23 protein-coding genes are annotated in these 22,000 nt (G+C 55.6%); 14 read left to right on the top strand and 9 right to left on the bottom strand.

Going from position 1 to position 22,000, the window contains the following annotated elements; genetic code table 11:
* Together AAAC48_RS28100 and AAAC48_RS28105 are read left to right on the top strand one after the other, a co-directional pair.
* The coding region (locus AAAC48_RS28100) for an MFS transporter (protein WP_340657351.1) at positions 1-999 on the top strand (999 nt) is incomplete at its 5' end.
* An 89-nt stretch (positions 1,000-1,088) separates the two neighbouring features.
* Entirely contained in the window at positions 1,089-2,339 is a 1,251-nt protein-coding gene (locus tag AAAC48_RS28105) for an aminopeptidase (protein WP_340657352.1), read from the top strand.
* Positions 2,340-2,406: 67 nt separating this feature from the next.
* On the opposite strand, the gene AAAC48_RS28110 is transcribed toward AAAC48_RS28105, so the two are convergent.
* Positions 2,407-3,510, bottom strand: a complete 1,104-nt coding sequence (locus AAAC48_RS28110; protein WP_340657353.1) for a saccharopine dehydrogenase family protein — start codon at positions 3,508-3,510, stop codon at positions 2,407-2,409.
* A gap of 121 nt (positions 3,511-3,631) precedes the next feature.
* Between AAAC48_RS28110 and AAAC48_RS28115 the strand changes: the two genes are divergently transcribed.
* From AAAC48_RS28115 to AAAC48_RS28130, 4 genes are all read left to right on the top strand, one after another.
* Positions 3,632-4,060, top strand: coding sequence for an Lrp/AsnC family transcriptional regulator (locus tag AAAC48_RS28115; protein WP_340657354.1), 429 nt, complete (start codon positions 3,632-3,634; stop codon positions 4,058-4,060).
* A gap of 93 nt (positions 4,061-4,153) precedes the next feature.
* On the top strand, positions 4,154-4,939 hold the full coding sequence (locus AAAC48_RS28120; protein WP_340657355.1) for a hypothetical protein: 786 nt from the start codon (positions 4,154-4,156) through the stop codon (positions 4,937-4,939).
* Positions 4,842-6,398: a DNA polymerase Y family protein gene (locus tag AAAC48_RS28125; protein WP_340657356.1), complete on the top strand. Its 1,557-nt coding sequence runs from the start codon at positions 4,842-4,844 to the stop codon at positions 6,396-6,398. Before AAAC48_RS28120 ends, AAAC48_RS28125 begins: the two co-directional genes overlap by 98 nt.
* A 5-nt stretch (positions 6,399-6,403) precedes the next feature.
* Complete coding sequence (locus AAAC48_RS28130) at positions 6,404-9,652, top strand: error-prone DNA polymerase (RefSeq protein WP_340657357.1); 3,249 nt, start codon at positions 6,404-6,406, stop codon at positions 9,650-9,652.
* A gap of 4 nt (positions 9,653-9,656) precedes the next feature.
* Here the strand turns inward: AAAC48_RS28130 and AAAC48_RS28135 are convergent, their stop codons facing one another.
* The 3 genes from AAAC48_RS28135 to AAAC48_RS28145 form a co-directional block, all read right to left on the bottom strand.
* Complete coding sequence (locus AAAC48_RS28135) at positions 9,657-9,899, bottom strand: hypothetical protein (RefSeq protein WP_340657358.1); 243 nt, start codon at positions 9,897-9,899, stop codon at positions 9,657-9,659.
* A gap of 179 nt (positions 9,900-10,078) precedes the next feature.
* Positions 10,079-10,195: a hypothetical protein gene (locus AAAC48_RS28140; RefSeq protein WP_340657359.1), complete on the bottom strand. Its 117-nt coding sequence runs from the start codon at positions 10,193-10,195 to the stop codon at positions 10,079-10,081.
* Positions 10,196-10,529: 334 nt separating this feature from the next.
* Entirely contained in the window at positions 10,530-12,527 is a 1,998-nt protein-coding gene (locus tag AAAC48_RS28145) for an AI-2E family transporter (RefSeq protein ID WP_340657360.1), read from the bottom strand.
* Between the two features lie 170 nt (positions 12,528-12,697).
* On the opposite strand from AAAC48_RS28145, the gene AAAC48_RS28150 reads away from it, so the two are divergent.
* From AAAC48_RS28150 to AAAC48_RS28160, 3 genes are all read left to right on the top strand, one after another.
* A complete protein-coding gene (locus AAAC48_RS28150; protein ID WP_106713247.1) occupies positions 12,698-12,856 on the top strand; it encodes a DUF3309 family protein in 159 nt (52 codons plus the stop codon).
* Positions 12,857-13,144: 288 nt separating this feature from the next.
* Positions 13,145-13,483, top strand: a complete 339-nt coding sequence (locus AAAC48_RS28155) for a DNA gyrase subunit B (RefSeq protein ID WP_340657361.1) — start codon at positions 13,145-13,147, stop codon at positions 13,481-13,483.
* A gap of 1 nt (position 13,484) precedes the next feature.
* The gene (locus tag AAAC48_RS28160; RefSeq protein WP_340657362.1) at positions 13,485-13,955 is read left to right on the top strand and encodes a hypothetical protein; all 471 of its coding nucleotides are present in this window, start codon (positions 13,485-13,487) and stop codon (positions 13,953-13,955) included.
* Here the strand turns inward: AAAC48_RS28160 and AAAC48_RS28165 are convergent.
* Entirely contained in the window at positions 13,952-15,421 is a 1,470-nt protein-coding gene (locus tag AAAC48_RS28165) for an HWE histidine kinase domain-containing protein (protein WP_340657363.1), read from the bottom strand. The two genes, AAAC48_RS28160 and AAAC48_RS28165, sit on opposite strands and share 4 nt — an antisense overlap.
* A gap of 177 nt (positions 15,422-15,598) precedes the next feature.
* Here AAAC48_RS28165 and AAAC48_RS28170 point away from each other — a divergent pair, with 177 nt between their 5' ends.
* Positions 15,599-15,820 carry a hypothetical protein gene (locus tag AAAC48_RS28170; RefSeq protein WP_340657364.1) on the top strand — a complete coding sequence of 74 codons (222 nt, stop codon included), beginning with the start codon at positions 15,599-15,601 and terminating at the stop codon, positions 15,818-15,820.
* 5 nt (positions 15,821-15,825) lie between these two features.
* Here the strand turns inward: AAAC48_RS28170 and AAAC48_RS28175 are convergent, their stop codons facing one another.
* Together AAAC48_RS28175 and AAAC48_RS28180 are read right to left on the bottom strand one after the other, a co-directional pair.
* A complete protein-coding gene (locus AAAC48_RS28175; RefSeq protein ID WP_340657365.1) occupies positions 15,826-17,226 on the bottom strand; it encodes a CHASE3 domain-containing protein in 1,401 nt (466 codons plus the stop codon).
* Between the two features lie 84 nt (positions 17,227-17,310).
* A complete protein-coding gene (locus AAAC48_RS28180; protein WP_340657366.1) occupies positions 17,311-18,066 on the bottom strand; it encodes a Crp/Fnr family transcriptional regulator in 756 nt (251 codons plus the stop codon).
* A 142-nt stretch (positions 18,067-18,208) separates the two neighbouring features.
* Between AAAC48_RS28180 and AAAC48_RS28185 the strand changes: the two genes are divergently transcribed.
* Positions 18,209-18,619, top strand: coding sequence for a hypothetical protein (locus AAAC48_RS28185; RefSeq protein ID WP_340657367.1), 411 nt, complete (start codon positions 18,209-18,211; stop codon positions 18,617-18,619).
* On the opposite strand, the gene AAAC48_RS28190 is transcribed toward AAAC48_RS28185, so the two are convergent.
* Together AAAC48_RS28190 and AAAC48_RS28195 are read right to left on the bottom strand one after the other, a co-directional pair.
* Complete coding sequence (locus AAAC48_RS28190) at positions 18,602-19,153, bottom strand: RNA polymerase sigma factor (protein WP_340657368.1); 552 nt, start codon at positions 19,151-19,153, stop codon at positions 18,602-18,604. The two genes, AAAC48_RS28185 and AAAC48_RS28190, sit on opposite strands and share 18 nt — an antisense overlap.
* Before the next feature lie 12 nt (positions 19,154-19,165).
* Positions 19,166-19,369 carry a NepR family anti-sigma factor gene (locus AAAC48_RS28195; RefSeq protein ID WP_340657369.1) on the bottom strand — a complete coding sequence of 68 codons (204 nt, stop codon included), beginning with the start codon at positions 19,367-19,369 and terminating at the stop codon, positions 19,166-19,168.
* A 190-nt stretch (positions 19,370-19,559) separates the two neighbouring features.
* On the opposite strand from AAAC48_RS28195, the gene AAAC48_RS28200 reads away from it, so the two are divergent.
* From AAAC48_RS28200 to AAAC48_RS28210, 3 genes are all read left to right on the top strand, one after another.
* Complete coding sequence (locus AAAC48_RS28200; RefSeq protein ID WP_340657370.1) at positions 19,560-20,354, top strand: response regulator; 795 nt, start codon at positions 19,560-19,562, stop codon at positions 20,352-20,354.
* A gap of 88 nt (positions 20,355-20,442) precedes the next feature.
* Positions 20,443-20,607, top strand: a complete 165-nt coding sequence (locus tag AAAC48_RS28205; RefSeq protein ID WP_027231091.1) for a DUF1328 domain-containing protein — start codon at positions 20,443-20,445, stop codon at positions 20,605-20,607.
* Positions 20,608-20,736: 129 nt separating this feature from the next.
* On the top strand, positions 20,737-22,000 hold a 1,264-nt coding region (locus AAAC48_RS28210), incomplete at its 3' end, for a glycosyltransferase family 39 protein (protein WP_340657371.1).

Here is a 22,000-nt window from a genome sequence, read left to right on the forward strand (position 1 = left end):
TCTCTGCTGATCGCGGTCACACCGGGCTATAACTCGATTGGCCTGCTCGCTCCGGCAGCGCTCGTGTTCGCAAGGCTCCTGCAGGGCATCAGCGTCGGCGGCGAATATGGCGCGAGCGCCACGTACCTCAGTGAAATGGCAGGCAGGAACCGCCGGGGATTTTATTCGAGCTTCCAGTATGTGACGCTGATCTCCGGTCAGCTGGTTGCGCTTGCCGTGCTTCTCATCTTGCAGCGCATCCTCACCCCCGAGCAACTGGGCGAGTGGGGCTGGCGTATTCCGTTTGCCATTGGCGGTTTTCTGGCAATAGCGGTTTTCTACATCCGGCGTGGCCTCGCCGAGACCCAGTCCTTTCACAATGCCAAGGCAGATGACAAGCCAAAGTCCAGCGGCCTCGCTCTTTTCAGGCACTATCCGAAGGAAGCCTTTACAGTTCTGGCGCTGACATCGGGCGGCACACTGGCCTTTTACGCCTATACGACCTATCTGCAGAAGTTCCTGGTCAATACGTCCGGTTTCAGCAAGGAGTCCGCCAGCGAAATTACCGCGCTGGCACTTCTGGTCTTCATGCTGTGCCAGCCACTGGCAGGCGCACTATCCGACCGGATCGGCCGCAAGCCTCTTATGGTCGGCTTCGGCATTCTGGGCGTTCTGTTCACCTACCTCATCTTCTCGACGCTTGCGACGACGACCAGCCCCTATGTGGCTTTCGCCCTGTCTCTGGCAGGCCTCTTGATCGTTACCGGTTATACCTCGATCAACGCCGTGGTGAAGGCCGAGCTCTTCCCGGCCCACATCCGCGCGCTGGGCGTTGCCCTTCCCTACGCGCTGGCCAACACGATCTTCGGTGGTACCGCTGAATGGGTGGCGCTGAAATTCAAGCAGCTCGGCCATGAGAGCTGGTTCTTCTGGTACGTAACGATCATGATCGGTCTGTCGCTCATCGTCTATATGCGCATGCGCGATACACGCGATCACAGCCTCATCCATGAAGACTGAGGAAATCAAATATCCGGACCATTTGCTTGATATGGCCGACGGTCCGGCTCTATGTTGAGGTATCGTTCCATAGACCAATTGGGCTCGCCATGACTTCATCTCCACGAATCCCCTCCGTCGATCCCGTCAAACTCGACCGCCTCGCGGAAGTCGCGGTCAAGATCGGTCTGCAGTTGCAGCCCGGACAGGACCTTCTCATCACCGCTCCACTCGCGGCGGTACCGCTCGTACGCCGCATCACCGAACATGCCTACAAGGCAGGTGCTGGACTGGTGACCTCGCTCTACAATGATGAAGAAGCGACCCTGATGCGCTATCGCAACGCGCCGGGCGAGAGTTTCGACCGCTCTGCGAGCTGGCTCTATGAGGGAATGGCCAAGGCTTTCTCCGCCAATACGGCCCGCCTTGCTGTTGCAGGCGATAATCCGATGCTGCTTTCTTCAGAGGATCCCGAAAAGGTCGCTCGCGCCAACAAGGCCCAATCACGGGCCTATCAGCCCGCGCTGGAGAAGATCGCCGGTTTCGACATCAACTGGAATATCGTATCCTATCCCAATCCCGCCTGGGCGAAACAGGTGTTTCCCGATCAGGATCCGGAAGTTGCCGTTACGATGCTGGCCGATGCGATCTTCGCTGCCTCGCGCGTTGATATCGATGATCCAGTCAGTGCTTGGCGCGAGCATAATGCGGCCTTGCGCAAGCGGACCGAGTGGCTGAACGCGCGGACGTTCTCAGCGCTGCATTTCAGAGGGCCAGGCACCGATCTCACAGTCGGCCTCGCCGATGAACATGAGTGGCATGGTGGCGCTTCGGTTGCCAAAAACGGCATTACCTGCAATCCGAACATCCCGACTGAAGAAGTCTTCACAACACCGCATGCCCTTCGCGTCGAAGGCCATGTGTCCAGCACCAAGCCGCTCTCCCACCAGGGTACGCTGATCGAAAATATCCAGGTACGCTTCGAGGGCGGCAAGATCATCGAAGCCAAGGCGACGCGCGGCGAGGATGTGTTCAACAAGGTACTCGGCACCGACGAAGGCGCGCGCCGTCTCGGCGAAGTCGCGCTTGTTCCGCATTCCTCGCCAATTTCCGCATCTGGCCTGTTGTTCTTCAACACACTGTTCGATGAGAACGCGGCAAGTCACATTGCACTTGGCCAATGCTATTCGAAGTGCTTCGTCAATGGCGGAGCGCTGACGCCCGATGAGGTCGCAGCACGCGGCGGCAATAAGAGCCTCATTCACATTGATTGGATGATTGGCTCCGGTGAAATCGACGTCGACGGCGTCAACAAAGATGGTTCGGCCGTACCGGTTATGCGCAAGGGCGAGTGGGTCTGATCTCGTGATTTCAAGACATCAAAAATCGCCACCGCAACCGCGGTGGCGATAACATTTTGGCCTGATGTTAGGCTACCAACCTTCCGGCTGATTCTGCTTGGGCATAGGCCTTGCCGAAGCGATTGGCGAGGAACGCATCGAGCGCGATATCTTCCTGCTTGATAAAACCCCGCTGCGGCAGGTCACCCTTGGCCAGCATGTCGAGTACGGCGCAGATGGCCGATGCTGTCGTGATCTGGATACCACTGTAGAGCTGCGCGCCGATATGGCCGCTATAGACCTTGTTGGCATAGGTTTCCTGCAGCAGGCGGCCCTTCTTGCGGCCGCTGACCGTGACGAAAATCACGACTACGTCCTGCAGGGTCGACGGCAGGGCATTTTCCAGAATGTCCTTGAACACATCACGGCGGTCACGCAGTCCAAGATCGTTCAGGAGCGCCTTCATGATAGCTGCATGGCCCGGATAGCGGATCGTACGGTAATTAAGCGTGCGCACCTTGCCGAGCAATGTTTCGCACAAAGTGCCAAGGCCACCGGACGTGTTGAATGCCTCATAGGTTACGCCGTCAAGCGAGAATTCCTCGCGCTCTTCGAGCGGCGGCACTTCGGTCAATTCACCATCGACAATGGCTTCGCAGGGTTCGCAATATTCGTTGATGACGCCGTCCGTGCTCCAGGTCAGATTGTAGTTCAGCGCATTGGACGGATATTGCGGCAACGCACCAACGCGCATGCGCACGCTTTCCAGCGTGTCGAAGCGCTTGGCCAGATCATTGGCGACGATCGAGATGAAGCCAGGGGCCAGACCGCACTGGGGAATGAAGGCGGTCTTTGCCGTCGCCGAAAGCTGCTTGACGATACGCGTGCTTGCAACATCTTCCGTGAGATCGAGATAATGCACACCGGACTTGGCAGCCGCTTCGGCAATGCGGGTGGTCAGATGAAACGGTGCGGCGCTCAGCACAGCAAACTTGCCGTCGAGGACCTGCTCAAGTGCACCAATTTCGGCGATCTCGATGCATTTGGTTCCGACGAGCGGCGATACGTCCAGCGCATCAAGCTGTGTTTGCGCCCGGTCGACGACGGTTACGCGATAATCTCCGGTGCCAGCCAGAAGATTGGCAATCGTTCCGCCGATTTTCCCTGCGCCTACAACAACGATCTCTTTCATGTGATTCCCCTACGGTATAAAAAACTTATATGAATTTTGCAGATTGCTCGGCGAAATGAAGCCTATAAACTGACGATATAACGCCCTTAATTTTAGCAATACGCCGAATGGATTTGTCATTATGCTGACAGAAGCTGATCATTCCCTGCTTTCTCTGCTGCGCGAAAACGCCAGAGCCTCAACGGCTGACCTTGCCCGCAAGCTCGGTGTATCGCGCACCACGGTACAAAGCCGCATTGAGCGGCTGGAAAAGCGCGGCATGATCCGTGGATACAGCGTTCAGCTTTCGCCGGAATATGAGCAGAACCTGGTCAGAGCACATGTGCTGGTGACCGCCTTGCCGAAACTGGCAACGAAGGTTGAAGCCGCCTTGCGGAAGATTGCCTGGGTAAGGACCTTGCATTCGGTCAGTGGCCAGTTCGACATGATTGTCATCGTTGAGGCACCATCCATCCAGGAACTGGACAAATTGCTCGACGAGATCGGCGCACTGGAAGGCGTCGAGCGGACCATGTCGTCGATTATTCTCTCCACCCGCATCGACCGCTAAATATGCGGGACAACAGCACATTCACGCTGCTTGACTCTTACCCCCATTGGATTCCATAATAGAACATATCATGAACATTGAAGGACTACCGTGGTGACAACCGTCGATCTTGCGGCGTTGAGACGCGACATTGCGTCTCTTGGAGAGCAGAGTGCCCAGGCAGCGCAGCGCTCAGCCTTTGACCTCGGCGACAGGACTATTGACCGCGTGTTTCGCAATGGTCTGCAGCGCGGAGCGGTGCATGAAATCTTCGCGGAGGAAGCTGGTGATGCAGGTGCGGCGACAGGATTCGTTATTGCCCTTGCCCTGCGCGCATCCTCGGATCAGAGCCCTATTCTCTGGCTGGAGGAGGATTTTGCTGCACAGGAACACGGCTTTCCCTATGCACCTGGGTTGAAGAATATCGGCCTTGATCCACAGCGCCTCATCCTTGTGCGATGTTCCTCGCCGCAGGATGTTTTGAAAGCAGCTTCGGACAGTCTCGGCATTCGCGGCACTGGCGCCGTTATCATCGCGCCATGGAGCAATCCGAAATGCCTGGATCTCACTGCCTCGCGCAAATTGCTGCTGACTGCGCAGCAGACAGATGTTCCTGCCTTTCTTCTGCGGCTAGGCGCCAGCCCAAGTGAAAACGCGGCTGTCACGCGCTGGCTGATCCGTTCTGCCCCTTCGCAATCGAGTGGTGCCAATGCACCGGGACATCCGGTGTTCGACGCCACGCTTATTCGTAACCGTCAAGGCATGACAGGCCATTGGACCCTGCAATGGGAGAGTGATGATCATGTTTTCAGACAGATCGAACCGGTTTCTGGCACTGTGGTTTCCCCACCTGCCTACCGATCGCCTCAAACGCGAAAATCCTGGGCGCGGCCATACTGATCAGCACCTGATCGTTGTGGACAAGCTTGCCAATACCCTACGGCTGACCGCTGTCGATGAAAGGGCTGCCAAGGCTGGCCTCTACAAGGGTATGGCCCTGACCGATGCGCGTGCGCAGTTTGAAAAACTGGATATCGCTTTCGCCTCGCCTCGCAAGGATGCAGCGCTTTTGGAAAAGCTAGCAGACTGGTGTGATCGCTATACGCCGCTTGTCGCACTTGATGAGCCGCATGGTCTCATTCTCGACATGACGGGCTGTATCCATCTTTTTGGTGATGAAACACTCCTGATAAAGGACATTCACAAAGGGCTTCATCAGCATGGCATGATCGTCCGCAGCGCTATTGCCACAAACGCCGCTACTGCCCACGCCCTTGCCTGTCATTCACCAGGCGGGATCGTCAGCGAGACCGATCAGACACGCAGAGTACGTGCCTTGCCGCTTCATAGCCTCGAGATCGAGGAGGGTCATCTGGCCGGACTCAAACGCGCCGGCCTGCGCAGTGTCGGCGATGTGGAGGTTCTGCCGCGTGCAGCTCTCACTGCTCGTTTCGGCACCCAACTGGTCAATCGGCTGGATGCACTGTTCGGACTGGCTAGCGAGCCAATCTCCCCTCGCCGCATCATCCCGGTTTGCATGGTCGAGCGGCGTATGGCTGAACCACTCATCGCCATGGAATCTGTCGAACATGTGCTTCTATCCCTGAGCGACGAGCTCTTCCGGCACCTGCAGCAACGAGTGGAAGGTGCACGCGAGATCGAAGCAAGTTTCTTCCGTGCCGACGGCGATGTGCGCCGTATCAGCATTCAGACCGGGCGGCCTATTGCCGAGACGAAGACTCTCTTCCGTTTGTTGAAGGAACGGCTTTCCACTCTCAGTGATCCGCTCGAGGCCGGCTATGGTTTTGACATCATCCGGCTTGCCGCTGTCCGGGTCGAGCGAAGTCAAGCCATCCAGAAAAGCCTCGATAACCGAGCGCAGGAAACAGAGGAAATCAACACACTTGTCGACAGGCTTTCAATACGGCTCGGCAACACCAGGGTCCTGCGCCCTGTTCCTGTCGACACGCACATTCCCGAACGCGCCATTTCGCTTGAACCCGCTGCTAAGGCAATGCGGAACGCAACGCTTGAATGGGCACCTGTGGCTCATCCCGGAAATCCGCCCGAGCGGCCGATCCGGCTGTTTGACCCACCCGAGCGCATCGATGCGACCTTCGAAGTCCCCGACGCAGCGCCAGCGCAATTTGTCTGGCGCCGGGTCCAGCACACCGTCGTCATGGCCGAAGGACCGGAGCGCATTGCCCCGGAATGGTGGCGTGAACATGCTGGCGCCCTGACAAGGGATTATTACCGGCTTGAGGACAATACGGGAAAGCGTTTCTGGGTCTTCAGGGAAGGCTTGCATGAGCGTGGCAATCCTAGCCCGCGCTGGTATCTGCATGGGCTTTTTGCGTGACCGCCATGCCTGACTATACCGAACTGGGCGTCACCAGCAATTTTTCCTTCCTTGAAGGCGCCTCGCAACCGCAAGAGCTGGTGCAGGAGGCCGCCCTCCTTGGTGTTAGCGGTATCGGCATTGCCGATCGCAACACCCTGGCTGGCGTTGTGCGTGCCTATAGCGCGCATAAGGAACTCAAGGAAACGGCCGGAATACGACTGAACCTCTTCATTGGATGCAGGCTGGTCTTCAGCGACGGCACACCCGATCTTCTCGTCTACCCACGTGATCGCAGCGCCTATGGTCAGCTTTGCCGCCTTTTGAGCGAAGGCAAGACGCGCGCAGCAATCAAGGGCGAGTGTCATCTTCTGCTCGAAGATTTTCTTTTCCGGGCGAGGGGTTTTCAGATCGCTGTCATGCCTTCGTCACGCGCAGATAAAACCCTAACAGCGTTCTTGAAAAAACTGATCATTGCAGCGCCAGGCGCTGTCTGGCTTTCCCTCGCCATGCCGCATCAGGGCGCCGACAGGCGCTATGGCGAACGATTGGAGCGCATTGCCGCCGAGGCCAATGTTCCCCTCATTGCACTCAATGATGTGCTCTATCACACGCCTGCCCGGCGGCCACTGCAGGACGTGCTGACCTGTATTCGCGAACATGTCACAATCGATACGGCAGGGCGCCGATTGGAAAAGAATGCGGAACGGCATCTGAAATCCCCGGGTGAAATGCAGCGACTTTTCCGGCATTTTCCTGCCGCTCTTCTTGAAACCAGGCGCTTCGTTGAGCCGATCCGTTTCTCTCTCGACCAGCTGAGATATGACTATCCCGATGAGCCGGTACCGCCCGGCAAGACACCACAACAACATCTGGTGGACGAGACCTGGAAAGGCGCTGCCAGGCGTTATCCTGAAGGCATTCCGGACAAGGTGCGCGTGCTCCTTGAAAAGGAACTCGCGCTGATCGAAACACTGCAATATGCACCATATTTTCTTACGGTTTACGACATCGTCGCCTTTGCCCGGTCAAAGAACATCCTGTGTCAGGGCCGCGGTTCAGCGGCCAATTCCGCCGTTTGTTATTGTCTCGGTGTCACCGCCGTCGACCCGAAAGAAACTGACGTGCTTTTCGAACGCTTCCTATCGGCGGAACGCCGGGAACCGCCGGATATCGATGTGGATTTCGAGCACGAACGGCGCGAAGAAGTGATGCAGTGGGTCTATTCGCGCTATGGACGTGACCGTGCTGCAATCGTTGCTACCGTGATCAGCTACCGCCCGCGCAGCGCCATTCGCGATGTCGGCAAGGCATTGGGATTGACAGAAGATGTCACCGCTGCGCTTGCCAATACGGTCTGGGGCAGTTGGGGAACGACAGTTGAAAAGAACGAGGTGCGGCAAGCTGGGCTTGATCCCGACAATGTCATGATACGGCGTGCCGTCAAACTTGCGACCGAACTGATCGGCTTTCCGCGCCACCTTTCCCAGCACGTCGGCGGCTTTGTCCTGACCCAGCAGCGACTCGACGAAACCGTGCCCATAGGTCCTGCAGTAATGGCAGATCGTTCTTTTATCGAATGGGACAAGGATGACATCGATGCACTCCGCATCATGAAGGTGGATGTGCTGGCGCTCGGCATGCTGACCTGCATCCGCAAGGCCTTTGATCTCATCCATCTCCATGGAGGAAACCGCTACGAACTCGCGACCGTACCCAGGGAGGATGCAAGGGTCTACGACATGCTCTGCAATGCCGATTCCCTTGGCGTCTTTCAGGTGGAAAGCCGCGCCCAGATGAACATGCTGCCGCGCCTGCGCCCGAAAAAATTCTACGATCTGGTGATTGAGGTTGCCATTGTCCGTCCCGGCCCCATTCAGGGCGACATGGTCCACCCCTATCTGCGCAGACGCTCCGGCAAGGAACCCGTCCATTATCCTTCACCATCCCCTGAACATGGCGACAAGGATGAATTGAAGAATGTCCTCGGCCGAACTCTGGGAGTGCCGCTGTTTCAGGAACAGGCCATGCGCATCGCCATTGATGCTGCTCGGTTCACACCGGATGAAGCCAATCAGCTGCGCCGTGCCATGGCCACCTTCCGCCGTGTCGGTACAATTAATCAGATGGAGCAAAAAATGGTGGAAGGCATGGTTCGCCGCGGTTATGAGCGTAGCTTTGCCGAAAACTGTTTCAACCAGATCAAGGGTTTCGGCGAGTATGGTTTCCCCGAAAGCCATGCGGCAAGCTTCGCGATTCTTGTCTACATATCCTCCTGGATCAAATGCCACCATCCGGCGGCCTTTGCCGCAGCACTTCTGAATTCGCAGCCTATGGGTTTCTACGCTCCAGCGCAGATCATCCGCGATGCACGCGAGCATGGTGTCGAGGTGCGCCCCGTCGATATCAATTTTAGCGTCTGGGACAACACTCTGGAACATATTGAAGGTAATAAGCTCGCCGTCCGTCTCGGTTTTCGCCAGGTAGAAGGTTTTTCGAAATCCTGGGCGGAAGAAATCTGCGTAAAACGCGCACACCCCTATACCGGCATCGAAGATCTGCGCCGCCTGACACGACTGGGAAGAAGTGCTTTCGTTCTCCTCGCCGAGGCCGATGCGTTCCGTTCGCTTGAAATTGACCGGCGTGAAGCACTCTGGGCGGTTCGACGTTTTCCCGACAATGAGACCCTGCCGCTCTTTCAAGCAGCCGAAACCAATGAACTGGCAAAGGAAGCCGAGACTAGACTGCCTGAAATGAAGATGTCTGAGCATGTAGTGGCCGACTATGAATCGACTCGCCTCTCACTCAAGGGCCATCCAATGCAGTTCCTGCGGGAAATGTTCGCAGCGGAAAATGTTTCGACCTGCAGGCGGGCAAACAGCTTGGGCAACAACCGGTGGGTAAAACTCGCTGGAGTAATCACGGTCCGCCAGAGGCCCGGTAGTGCCAAAGGCGTTGTGTTCATGACCATCGAGGATGAAACCGGCATAGCCAATATCGTTATTTGGCAAAAGCTCCTGGAAAGATATCGCAAGGAAGTCATGGGGGCACGCCTGATACTGATCGAAGGTACAGTTCAAAGTGCAGAGAATGTCGTGCATATCGTCGCCAGAAAACTATCCGACCGCACAGCAGACCTCAGTCGCCTTTCAGAACAGCACGCAACTCTGCCTGTGTCACGCAGTGACGAAGCTATTCATCCTGTCCCGGATGAACCAAGGGGCACTCATCCGCGCAAGGTGCGTATCTTGCCGAAATCGAGGGATTTTCACTGAAGGCTCAAGCTTGTCTGCTCTCCTTGGCAAACGCCGCCCTGTCAATTGCTGTGATCATGCAGATTTCGAGATCTCCCAGACCATCCTTGATCTCCGATACCGAAATACCGGCAGCCTCTGCATCTGCCGCACATCTTGCAGCCAGTTGTTTTGGCCGTCGGTCATGATGCGCCATATCCGCCGGGCGGCTGGCATCAACATTTGCCGAGATCCAGTTATTGACGAAGTCGATCGCTCTTTGGCTCATATTTTCCTCCTTGGCAGGGCCAATTCCTCCGGACAAAACTGTCGGGAGCGGAGAAGGTTGCGAAAACCGCCCGCACCAAGTGTCCGAAGAATATGCCGATATTAGCAATATTTCCAGTGAAATGGCGTGCGGACAAAGGCCCAAAACGGGCCGGCCGAGTTTGGCGGCGTCAAAGGGGATCAGGCCCTATCGACGACCTTTTTCACAGCATCCTTGGCTTTGCCCTTGGCCTGCGGTGCCTCACCCTTCATCTCCTGGACTTTGCCTTTCGCCTGCATGCTCTTTGAACCGGTCATTTTGCCAGCGGCTTGTTTGATATTACCTGCCGCCTCGTTGGCAAGGCCAGAACTTTGTCGTTTGTGCTACCCATCGATAGACTCCCCAATGCATTCATTTGCCTTGAGTAAACGGCGCGACCTTTCTCTGGTTCCATCCAAGTGCATTATTTGCAACTTATTGAAAAATATAAATAAAACAGCAGCGGCAGAAATAGCCCGGCGCCCACGGGGGAACAGGCACCGGGCCTTGTCTGCTAATCAACACTTCGATCAGCTTCTGGAAAACGTGACAGACTCGTGTTGGTTCCGCGCAAATCGGGGCGTGCAGCCGGAACACAGGACTCGGCCCTCTTCATTCGCAAACCTGCTCAACGGCGGACTCGATCGACGTAGCAAAATGGCAGTTGCGAGTGGACCCGACAATCTTTTCTCCATCGACTTTTTCGGCGTCTTCAGCCAAAAAACCGACAATGATTTTGATCCGGCCATTCCGGCGTCTTAAGCGGCGCACGAGATAGCGCGCGTGCGCGACTGACGAGGTATTGAGATAACTCACATAGATTGCGCTGACACTCGTAAGATCGAGCTTACCGATATTCACCGCCTCAAATTCGTCATGGGTGATATCGCGGACGTCGAAACCCTTGCGTTCGAGGATATCTCCGACAACAACCGCCGCTGCGTCATCCAAGTCGCCGCGCCCGCCAGCCGAGATGATGATCTTGGGTTCTTCAACTTTGGCCGTCTTCTTGTCGGGTATCTTCTTTCTGGCTTTCTCTTCCGCCGATTCGTCTTCAACATCCTCGGCATCTTGATGGTCAGACAGGTTTTCGACGAGGAGGATCATACTTTGAACCACGCGGTTGCGCCGTGGTGCATCAAGCACTCCCCTTCCCCTGTCGTGTTCGGCAAGAAACAGCGCCGGTATGGCAACCGACGCGTAATAGTCCATAATCGACGACGATTGCAGATATTCCTCGGCTTTTTCGGTTGCTTCATCCGGGTCACCAGATAGCAGTCGTTGATAAAGCTGTTGCGGCGGCAACAGCACCGGCTCGTTGCCGAGCAGAACATCCAGGAATTCGAACTTTGGTACATGCCGTCCGAGGACGACAAGGCAAACCGTCAGGGGCGTGGAAAGAATCAGTCCGATTGGCCCCCATATCCATGTCCAGACGATCGCCGCCATCAGGATGGCAACGGGGGAAAGGCCCGTCTTTGAGCCATAAAGCAGCGGCTCCATGATGTTGCTGCTGATCAGCTCGAGTACAATGAAGAGTGCGGCGGTCCAAACAAGCAGCATCCAGCCGGGATCCACCGCCAGCGACAGTATCAAAGGGAACGACGCCGCGATGATCGGCCCGATATAGGGCACAAAGCGCAGGACGATCGCCAGCATCCCCCACAGCATCGGGTTGGGTATGCCAATGAACCAGAGCCCGATCCCGATCGGCACACCAAAGCTGATATTGATAATGAGTTGCATCAGGAGATACTGACCAACGCGCTTTCCGGCGTCATGTAGCGCCGTTGTCGTTCGATGGATATCGCTTGCCCCCACGAGCTTGATAAAGCGATCGCGCAAATCTTCCCGCCGCACCAGCATGAAGATGACAACGACAATGACGATACCGATCGTCGCCAAGGGCTGAATCAGCGGCCCGGCAAATGTCTGCAACAGACTTAGCGGATCCGGCGGCGGATAGCGGATTTCGACCGGAACAGGCTTATTCGGGTCTGGCGCTGGCAAGGGAGACTGCACTTGGTCCCGGTGCTCCATATTCTGGGGAGCCTGTCGCTGTGGGTCTTGATTTTTGCCGCTTTCATTGCCCGTGGGGAAACGTTCGACCTCATCGGAACGGCCGATTTCTTCGCTAAGGCGCTTGAACATGCGTGCCCCCCGGTCGAAAATGCTGTTGCCGGACTGAGCATCCTTGATCGTACGTATCTTGGTCTCGATATTGTATTGATAGCTTGGCAGATTTTGCGCCAGGACGGTCAGCTGGCTGATGACGATACTAACGAAAATGAAGATTGCCAGAAATGCCATGATCACGACGCTGATCACGGCAACGCCTTTCGGAACTCCAGAGCGATACAGTCTGGTGACCAGCGGTGACAATGCAAAGGTCAGAAGCAGCGCCAGCGCCAGCGGCACGAAGATATCGCGCGCAAAGTAAAGCGCCGCCACGACAGCAATCGTCACGACGACTGGCGGAAACGGGGTTTTGTTGTTCGGGTCCATCGAGACAGGCGTATAGATCGACTTCTGCGTCACCCGTTCGACAGCACGCGGTGACTTCTCTCCAACACCCTCAGAAGGCATGGAGTCCCCCGGATTGACATTCATGGATACCCGACTCCATTGAAACTTGCGACAGGAACGTAGTCGGCTCAATTTGGTTGCATCGGCACCGCAAATCCGTGCCCGAGCCCGCAATCCGCACCCGGGCTGGCTGGAACCAAATCTGATTTCGATTGTTTCGGCACAATACGATTTCCCACCAGAGGGAGGAAAAAATGCCGCTTACGACGATTCTGATCATCATCCTCATCCTGGCGCTGATCGGGGTGTTCCCGACTTGGCCGCATGCGAGGAATTGGGGTTACGGCCCATCCGGCCTGCTTGGCATTGTCTTGGTTGTACTCTTGGTACTGCTCCTGATGGGCCGGATCTAAACATTTTCAAATTGCGAAGGAGTTTCAGAAAATGATGCGTGGTGTATTGCTTTGGCTCATCGGTTTGCCGCTTCCAATTATCCTTATCCTTTGGCTGCTGGGTTATCTGTCTTAGTGACGTGGCCAGTTTCGGCCAGTTCTTGACAATGCGCTCGCCGGCCTTTGCTTTGGCCGGCGTTTGTTATCGTTGACAGGCTGCGAACTTGCCGAGACTTTCATTGCGTGGAACAAATGTCTGATGGCGGCGTTTCGGCAGCATATGCAGCTGTTTTCTCAGGGAGTTTTCTTATGGCCTCGGTTTCTTCGAAAGTTCGCAAGGCAGTGGATGATGCGACTGACAATAATCCCGATCTGCAAGCCCAGATTGCTGCCTTGAAGGACGATATTGCCAATATCGCAGCGACGCTCGCCAAGATCGGCAAGAACTCCGCGAAGGACGCCACACGGGGCGCCGCAAGTTCCTATGAAGCGGCAAAGGCGCGTGGCGAAGAAACCTTCGAGGACTTACGCTCACAGGCACGCGAACTTGAGGACCAGTTGGCGGAAACCGTTCGCGAGAGACCATTGACAACCTTGGCCGTTGCCGCCGGCGTTGGCTTTCTTCTAGCCATGATCGCTCGTCGCTGACATGCTGAAATTGTTGACCCCGCTTTTGACCAGCCTGGCAGCCGGTGAAGTTGGTTTGGCTGTCAGCCGCGCCAAGCGCAGCGCAATTTTCATGACGGTCATTGCACTTTTGGCATTGATCGGCCTGATTTTTCTGCTGGTTGCGGCCTATGTCAGCCTCGCGGAGCGATATGGCGAGATATATTCGGCACTTATCCTTGCCGGCTGTGCGTTCGGACTGGCTATTCTCGCCTACGTTATCATGAAGATCTCGGATAGCATCGCCAGGAAGCAACAGCGCGAGCGCGCGAAAGTCGATGCCTCCACCGTCCTCACAATTGCCGCTCTTGCGGCTGCGCCAGCCGTCTTGCGTTCAAGAGTCCTCCTCATGCTTGCAATACCGGCAGTTGCGTTTGGCGGGCTTTCTCTTCTGACCGGAAAGAAAAAACGCCGGCCCTCTGAACGCCCTCCGTCCGCGGGTGACGGTATTTAACGCTCGCCTATGGGCATGGAAATCATGGCCTCCATGCCGGATTCCGGATAGCTTAACCTGACGCTGCTGGATAAGACCTTGTCCAGACTGCGTTCAATCAAACGTTCGCCAAGACCCCGCACTTCGGGCGAAACAACGGGAGGCCCATCGGATTCGATCCAATGGATAACGACGCGCGATTCGTTCAAGCCCGGCTCGATCTGCCACGACACGCGCACATGACCGCCAGGAACTGAAAGCGCCCCGTGTTTTGCGGCGTTGGTGGCCAGTTCATGCAGTGCGATTCCTAATCCGAGAGCGTGGTCTGGTGGCAGCACCATATCCTCGCCGACAACCTCAACCTGCCCTGGATCGTAGATCGCATAGGGCTCGACCTGCTTCGTGATCAGATCCACCAGGCCGATTCCGCTCCATTCACGATCTGACAACAAGGTATGGGCTTCCGAAATCGCGCGCAGGCGTCCCGAAAATGCCTCCATGAACTCAGCCGGATCGGATGTGCGGTTCAATGTCTGCCGGGCCAGCGACTGAAGCATTGCCAGTGTGTTCTTTACCCGGTGGTTTAGCTCCCGCAGGAGAAGTCGGGTCTTCTCGGCAGCATTCTTGGTGTCGGTAATATCGATGTTGACACCGACCGCGACTGCGGGCTTTCCCTGTGCATCCCGCTCGAAGATACGGCCTCGGCCGAGCAACCATTGGCCGGAATTTGCAGCACGGAACTCCCCCACATAATCCTGATTTTGTGCCAGAGCACGGGTGAAAGCCGACCTCATCCGCGTGAAATCCTCGGGGTGCATCGCCCGGAAGACATCCTCTCCATTGACCTGCTGATCAGGACGCAAGCCGAGCATGGAATAAGCCATGCGGTTGCCCGTAAACTTTCCCGTCCGCAGATCCCAGATCCAACTGCCGACATTGCCAACCTCCAGAGCCATGGCGTTGCGATCTTCATCGCGGTGCAGCGTCGCGATTGAATCCGCTTCAACAATGGCATTGCGTTTGAGTTCGATTAGCGATCCGGCAAGTTTGGCCAGTTGTAAAAGCTGATTCTGCTTTGTCTGATCGAATTCAGTGCGCGGATGGCTTGACATCACGCTCAAGGTGCCGACGCACTCATCTGAAACACAGATTGGTGCCACTGCAATAAACCGCAGATTCGGTGTGTGGGTGACGGCGTCGATTTCAGCAAAGCGAACGTCCTCGGCGGCATTCAGTACAACAAGGCAATTCCGCTCGGGTGCAGCGAGAGCATTCGCCTCGACAACCCAGATATTTACCTGGCCAGGGATGCCCGTCTGGGACAGAATTTGGCTTCGTCGCTCGCCGATCAACGAAATTTGCGCTCTTTGTCCATCAGACATGGAAAGGGCAAGTTCTGCCAAGCCGTCCAGGTCCTGATCCCCCTTGACGTCAAGCGATTTCAGCGTCGATAACACATCCTGTCGCGAAGGTTCCGATAGCCGCACAGACGCTTTTCCTGGAATTTCGTTTGATCTCATATGCACATGACGTCCGTCGACGAGACGCCCTTATTCCGACCGTTGAAATATCTTTGATAATCAACGCGACCACCACTGCATTGTTCCCCACCGGGAACATTTAAACCATAGCAACGTTTCCGTTCAGCGATAAAAGGAGGTGACATGCTCGAGGCGAATGACATTCTTGCCGATGCTGGCCTGAGCCGCGCCCAGAAGATTGCCAAGCTTGAGGAGCTGTTGAGCGAGGCGAGGGGATTGCAGCGCGCAGCAACAGAAGGTGGTATGGATCCTGATGACGGCGTGACGAGAAACTTGCGGGACATTGAATTGGCGCTCGATCAGTTGAAAGCAGACCACCCAGAAACCGGTGCAGCGACGCTCTGATGCGTTCATTCCCGTACAGCATCTTGTCCCAGTGGTTGTGATTGAACCTCAGACAAGGACGGGAAGTCCACCTTTACGATTGTGCCGCCTCCGCCGTTGGCAGAATAGGTGACCGTACCTCCGAATTGGTGGCACAGCTGATTGACAATGAGCGATCCTAGTCCTGCTCCGTGCTTGCGTGGTTTTTTGTAAATACCAACGCCTGTGTCAGCGATCTCCAGCTGCAAGATCCCCCCCTCCCCCCGGATCAGATTAATGTTGATCTCCCCTGACCTTTTACCCGGGAAAGCATGCTTAAGGGCATTCATGGTCAATTCCCCGATGATAATGCCAAGCGTTGTCGCATCGCGGGAACTGAGCTCGATTGGCGCCAGATGCGCATGAATGCTGATGTCGCGATCATGAACATTGGACTCCTTGATATCGGAGATAACATCGGGCAGATACTCATCTGCCCGGACAGTTTCGTGATCCTTTCCAAGCCGCAATCGCCGGTGAGCAGAGGAGATGGTCTGGATCCGGTCGCGAGCCGCTCCAAGTGCTGCCTTGATTTCCTCGGAGGTAACATCTCGCATCTGAATTCCAAGCAGCGAAGAGACGGTCGCGAGGGAATTGCCAATGCGGTGATCCGAATCCTGCAACAAGGTCTCGACACGCTCTCTTTCCCGCGTCGCAACGAGCATTGCCTTCTCCAGCTCGGCCGTCCTTTCCTGCACCATGCTTTCCAGAACGGATTTTTCCGACAGAAGGACTGACTGGCCCTCTGTCAGCTTACGTACATAGCGCCTCGTGCGGCTTGAAAGAACATAGGCCAGGATTAGCGCACCACCGAGCGACGAGACAGAAGCGATGGTTAGCCAGCTTCTCATGCCGTTCATGGCGATATTCCGCTCCACAAGCCGGCGGTCTTCCTCGCCGAGGAAGCTGTCAACGGTCTTGTTGATCTCGTCCAGCTGACCAATACCGAAAGTCGGTCCGAGCGACGCCAGCGCATCAGCGTTCTTACCCGTAAGAGCAAGACCGATTGCCGTATCGACGTTTTGCTGCTTCTCTCTTGCCAAATCGCGAATTCGCGTGGCCATGGCCTGTTGCCGTGGATTGCCCTTGGTCATTTCCCCCAACGTATTGAGGCTTTCCGTCAGTCTTGCTGAAGCGTTCTTGTATAGATCGAGGAAACCCGGATTCTGGGTAAGGAGAAACCCGCGTTGGCTGCTATGGGCTTCATTGAGCAGAGCAAGAGAGCTATAGGCCTGCTCACGTACCTTGTAGGTCGCGATGATATCCTCGATCTGATTGTTGAAACTGCGGGCAAGAATGATTGTCGAGGCGGCCGCACCAATGATCAGACCGAGCGAAAGAATGATTGCCAGTCCGCGCATTGGTCTTTGTGAAAAGCTTACAAGCATTCTCTGCCACCACACCAAATCGTCAATCTCCATTCTACCAAGGCTGGCGTCACTCATGATCCGGCTGACATGCTCAGCAGCCAATTAAATATATGGCCGGGGCGTTTCGGACAAACCCTGCCATTTCGAAACATCCAGAAGCACGTTCTCATCAAGAATCTCGCAGCCCCGGTCAAGCCAGCGGAGCGCGTTGCGACTTGCGAGTTTCTTCAACGTCTTGTTGGTATGAACGATCGACAGGCCGAGAGTGTCAGCAACGTGTTGCTGTGTAAGCGGCATCATCAACTTGCCGTTCTTGACCATTCCCACCGACCGTGCGCGCTGGAAAAGGAAGACGAAGAGATAGGCCGCGCGCTCAAGCGCGGTGCGTCTGCCCACACTCAACAGGATTTCATCCAGCATCTGCTCCTCCCGTGAGGCTATCCAGGTGATATCATAGGCAAGGTTGGGAAAATTGCGGAACAGGTCCGCCAGCTTGTCACGCTGGAAGACACAAAGGATCATCGGTGACAACGCCTCGATCGAATGTGCCATTTCTTTCATTACTGATCCCTGCAGACCGATCAGGTCACCTGGCAGCACGTAGTTCAGAATTTGCCGGCGCCCATCTTCCAGGGTCTTGTATCGAAAGCCCCAGCCTGAAAGCACAGTAAACAGATGGGCGCTGTTGGCCCCCTCCACAAGAACGGTCGTGCCGGCGTCCGCAACAAGTTCGCCGGTTTTGAACCCGGAGAGGAAAGACACTTCCTCCTTCTCGTGCGGCTGCAGATGCACAAAGCCCTGTAAAGGGCACTTATCGCAGGGATACTGCCGCGCTGCCGAAGCTCTCGTGGGTTTCATTAGGTCGCTCACTTCCTGATCACAACTTACGCTATCACGCCGCTTACAATTTGCTGCAAGTTTCTTCGCGATTGGCATGTCTTAGTTAAATGACACTTCCCCGCAGCTCTGCGCATAAGGAGTTCTTTAAGGAGCAGACGACATGGTATTGACCGGCATGCGGCTTCTGGTCTTGGAAGATGAATATCTGATAGGGCTGGAGCTGGAGCGCATTGCAGAGGAATGCGGGGCACAATCGGTTCATCTGGTGTCTTCAATTGACGAATTGCTTTGCTGGATCGAAAGTGACGCCATATGCGACATCGCCATTCTAGAGGTTCAGGCGCGCGGACTTTCATCATATCAATCAGCGAAGCTTTTGCAGCAAAGCGGCATTCCGATCGTATTCACCACCGCCTATGATCAGGAGAGCGCAGGAATTCCGGGCTTTCCCGGAGTTCCTGTGGTTGGAAAGCCCTACGGCAAAAGCCAGATACTGCAGGCAGTCATCTCGGCGTTGGGCCCGATTATACCGGTAGCCAGGAAAGGCGGCGCATCAGGCGAACTTGTTTGATGTGACCTGTGCAGCAATTGAATCGGGGCCGTAGTCGACTTCCCCCTGAACCTCGAGCAGTTCTTGCAAACGTGTCCTCGCGCGACTGACGCGGCTCTTTATGGTTCCGACGGCGCATCCGCAAATGTCGGCGGCCTCTTCATAGGAAAAGCCCGACGCACCAACGAGAATAATTGCTTCCCTCTGGTCATCGGGAAGTTTTTCGAGCGCCTTGCGGAAATCCTGCAGATCAAGCGAACCATATTGTGCAGGATGAACCGACAATTGCTCAGTAAGGATACCGTCCGAATCCTGAACCTCACGTCCGCGCTTGCGCATCTGGCTGTAGAATTCGTTGCGAAGAATCGTGAACAGCCACGCCTTGATATTGGTTCCCGGTTCAAACGAATCCTGTTTGGCCCAAGCCTTCATGATTGTGTCCTGGACAAGATCGTCTGCCCTGTCCGGATTGCCTATCAGCGATACCGCGAAGGCCCTTAGCTTGGGTAAGGACGCAATCAGGTCTTTCTTGAATTCAGTCGATTTATGTACCATTCAACGGCCTGTTTATTTGGATGATTGCGCATGGTTGCGTTCAGCTTCATCAAGCTTCTCCAGTAAATCCAGAAAACGAGCCGGGATTTCCTCCTCCTGCACGGACGCGTAAAGCGCACGCAGCTTCAAACCAATTTCTGTCTCAGCGTTCTTGATATCGCGGCGACGGACCCGCACCTTTTCGGATGCGTCAGTAGGGTTTCTTTTTGGATTCATTATCGAGTTCTTTGCTGGTGGTTCGCCGCTGGTCGTTAGGCACATTACCGACGAGAATACCTGGAGACCGGAAAAGTTCCGTTACGGGGAACTTTTTTTTTGCGAATGTGTTTCTGGTCGTAACTCATTTATTGTCGCCGCTAGTGTAACCCGCCTTCAATACCCACCGGAGAACAGGGAACCCATCATAATGTCATTGTCCACCCGGATAGCCCCCCATCTGCCCTACCTTCGCCGTTTCGCTCGTGCCATTACCGGCTCGCAATCGTCAGGCGATGCTTACGTAGCGGCGACCCTGGAAATCCTGATCGCCGATGTCTCGCTTTTCCCTGATACACCATCGGATCGGGTCAGCCTCTACAAACTGCTTATCAAACACTTCAATTCGGTGAACGTTCGCCCCCTGGAATTGCAATCGGAGTATGGCTGGGAAAAACACGCAGCGGCTAACCTTACAGCTATTGCACCAAGGGCCCGTCAGGCGTTTCTGCTGATCAGCCTGGAGGGCTTCAGTCAGGCCGAGACAATGGAAATTCTCGACGTAACCGAAAATGAGCTCTACGCGCTGCTTGATGAGGCCTCGGTTGGCATTTCGAAACAGATCGCGACCGATATTCTGATCATTGAGGACGAGCCACTGATTGCGATGGATATCGAGCACATGGTGGAAAGCCTCGGTCACAAGGTGGTCGGCATTGCCCGTACCCGCGATGAGGCGCTGAGCCTCTATTCTTCGACTCGCCCAAGTATGATTCTGGCTGATATTCAGCTCGCCGACGGAAGTTCCGGCATCGATGCGGTAAACAATATTCTCAGCCAGGACGCGGTTCCGGTAATCTTCATTACGGCTTTCCCCGAACGGTTGCTGACAGGCGAACGTCCGGAACCCACGTTCCTCGTCACGAAGCCGTTCAATCCGGACATGGTCAAGGCTTTGATTACGCAGGCACTTTTCTTCAAGGAGAGCAGCAAGGCAAGGGTCTGAAACGGCGAAGCAAGCATTGGCTCCATCGGATGCCGGAACAAAACGGCGCTCTATCCGTTCTGAATTCGACCAGATAGGGAGATGATAAATGCTTTATTACGCTGTAATTTTTCTGATCATAGCGCTTGTTGCGGGTGCGCTGGGATTTGGTGGTATTGCAGGTGCATCAGCCGGAATAGCCCAGATCATATTCTACGTGTTCCTGGCGCTGCTCCTAATTTCACTGATTGCGAGCATAATCCGCCGCGCCTGAACGCCCGCTTTCACGTTCAAACCGCCGGTCAGAAACCGGCGGTTTTCGTTTGCGCAATGGCGAACTTGCCATTGCAGCTGGATAGATTCTTGTAGTAGGTCACAGTGCAACGAAAATACGAGGCCCAAGGTGTTCTGGCGAAAATTCAGCATTGCCTCACTGGATGGGCCAACGATCAATTGGGCTAAGCTCGCCCGCCGGGCACCAGCAGCAATTGTCATCTATTGTGCCATCCTCATCGTCCTGCGCCTGTGCATTTCGCGTTTCATGGAAATCGATGAAGCGCAGTTCGTCGGCGAAGTCGCATTCGCATGGAACTATGGCAACTCTCACCCGCCGCTCTACAATTGGCTGGTCCGTCTTGCGCTGGAATTGACCCAGTGGAACTGGGTCTTTGCGGTGGCCCTCGTCCGCCTCTCTCTCCTCGGCCTCTATCACTGGCTCTGTTTCGACACCGCCCGTCGCCTGGCCGGGGATCGCGCCGGAATTCTGGCAATGGCAGCTTCGGCGTTCCTGCCGCAAATCGTCTGGATGTCAATCCAGACAACGGCGCACACGATCCTGGTCATCGCTGCATCGATTGGCATCATCCACTCCTTCGCGCTCTTACGTTCTGGCCGCGGCAACACTGCCTTTGTTTGGTTTGGCATTTGGGCCTCGGTGGGCGCTATGGCCAAGTACAATTTCTTTATCTTCCTGATCAGCTTTCTGATTGCTGCTGCGCTGACACCAGGGATTCGCCGCCAGTTGTTCCGGCGGTCACTGTTTATCTCGATCTTCATCTTCGCCGTCGCCTTCGCCCCGGTTGTGTCCGCCTCGCTCAATGCCCCTTTGGCAGCAACTGCCGGCAGAATGGTCAAGCTCAGCCATGTGATCGGCTATCTTGAGACCTTTGACCTTCCGCATCTCGGTGTTGACGGCCTTCTCAGTCTTGCCATCTCTACGTTCCTTTGGGCCGGTCCTGCCGTGATCATTTTTATGATCGGAAGGTCACGCGATCACCCGCGCCCAGCGCCGGATGGTGATGCCGACGTGCGCCAACTGCTGCTTCGCACCGTGCTAATCGGTCTTGGTGCATTCGCCATGCTCGTATTCGCAGCCGATTATCATTCGGTTGCCGAGCGTTACATGGCGCCAATCCTGGCACCCACAGCAATTCTGCTGGCACTATATTTGCCGCAGGTTCTCGGGGCACGCAATTTGCTGGCAATTGCTGGCGGCTTTTATGTGCTTGCACCACTGGCAATGACGATCATAGCGCTCTTCGGCACGGAACGATTCAATTTCCCCTTTGATGCGGTCGCCCAAGCCATCCACGCGCAGAACCCGGCGCCGGCACGGATTGTCTCCAATCGTCAGGATGATGCGGGTAATGTTGCTGCATTGCTTCACT

Origin of the sequence: Phyllobacterium sp. (assembly GCF_037994405.1) — a bacterium.
Taxonomy (GTDB): domain Bacteria; phylum Pseudomonadota; class Alphaproteobacteria; order Rhizobiales; family Rhizobiaceae; genus Phyllobacterium.

What these genes read in the sequence shown, in the direction of transcription:
- AAAC48_RS28105 (WP_340657352.1), top strand. Translation starts at nt 1,089, where the DNA reads ATGACTTCATCTCCACGAATCCCCTCCGTCGATCCCGTCAAACTCGAC.
- AAAC48_RS28110 (WP_340657353.1), bottom strand. Translation starts at nt 3,510, where the DNA reads ATGAAAGAGATCGTTGTTGTAGGCGCAGGGAAAATCGGCGGAACGATT.
- AAAC48_RS28115 (WP_340657354.1), top strand. Translation starts at nt 3,632, where the DNA reads ATGCTGACAGAAGCTGATCATTCCCTGCTTTCTCTGCTGCGCGAAAAC.
- AAAC48_RS28125 (WP_340657356.1), top strand. Translation starts at nt 4,842, where the DNA reads ATGTTTTCAGACAGATCGAACCGGTTTCTGGCACTGTGGTTTCCCCAC.
- AAAC48_RS28130 (WP_340657357.1), top strand. Translation starts at nt 6,404, where the DNA reads ATGCCTGACTATACCGAACTGGGCGTCACCAGCAATTTTTCCTTCCTT.
- AAAC48_RS28135 (WP_340657358.1), bottom strand. Translation starts at nt 9,899, where the DNA reads ATGAGCCAAAGAGCGATCGACTTCGTCAATAACTGGATCTCGGCAAAT.
- AAAC48_RS28140 (WP_340657359.1), bottom strand. Translation starts at nt 10,195, where the DNA reads ATGACCGGTTCAAAGAGCATGCAGGCGAAAGGCAAAGTCCAGGAGATG.
- AAAC48_RS28145 (WP_340657360.1), bottom strand. Translation starts at nt 12,527, where the DNA reads ATGAATGTCAATCCGGGGGACTCCATGCCTTCTGAGGGTGTTGGAGAG.
- AAAC48_RS28150 (WP_106713247.1), top strand. Translation starts at nt 12,698, where the DNA reads ATGCCGCTTACGACGATTCTGATCATCATCCTCATCCTGGCGCTGATC.
- AAAC48_RS28155 (WP_340657361.1), top strand. Translation starts at nt 13,145, where the DNA reads ATGGCCTCGGTTTCTTCGAAAGTTCGCAAGGCAGTGGATGATGCGACT.
- AAAC48_RS28160 (WP_340657362.1), top strand. Translation starts at nt 13,485, where the DNA reads ATGCTGAAATTGTTGACCCCGCTTTTGACCAGCCTGGCAGCCGGTGAA.
- AAAC48_RS28170 (WP_340657364.1), top strand. Translation starts at nt 15,599, where the DNA reads ATGCTCGAGGCGAATGACATTCTTGCCGATGCTGGCCTGAGCCGCGCC.
- AAAC48_RS28175 (WP_340657365.1), bottom strand. Translation starts at nt 17,226, where the DNA reads ATGCTTGTAAGCTTTTCACAAAGACCAATGCGCGGACTGGCAATCATT.
- AAAC48_RS28180 (WP_340657366.1), bottom strand. Translation starts at nt 18,066, where the DNA reads ATGAAACCCACGAGAGCTTCGGCAGCGCGGCAGTATCCCTGCGATAAG.
- AAAC48_RS28185 (WP_340657367.1), top strand. Translation starts at nt 18,209, where the DNA reads ATGGTATTGACCGGCATGCGGCTTCTGGTCTTGGAAGATGAATATCTG.
- AAAC48_RS28190 (WP_340657368.1), bottom strand. Translation starts at nt 19,153, where the DNA reads ATGGTACATAAATCGACTGAATTCAAGAAAGACCTGATTGCGTCCTTA.
- AAAC48_RS28195 (WP_340657369.1), bottom strand. Translation starts at nt 19,369, where the DNA reads ATGAATCCAAAAAGAAACCCTACTGACGCATCCGAAAAGGTGCGGGTC.
- AAAC48_RS28200 (WP_340657370.1), top strand. Translation starts at nt 19,560, where the DNA reads ATGTCATTGTCCACCCGGATAGCCCCCCATCTGCCCTACCTTCGCCGT.
- AAAC48_RS28205 (WP_027231091.1), top strand. Translation starts at nt 20,443, where the DNA reads ATGCTTTATTACGCTGTAATTTTTCTGATCATAGCGCTTGTTGCGGGT.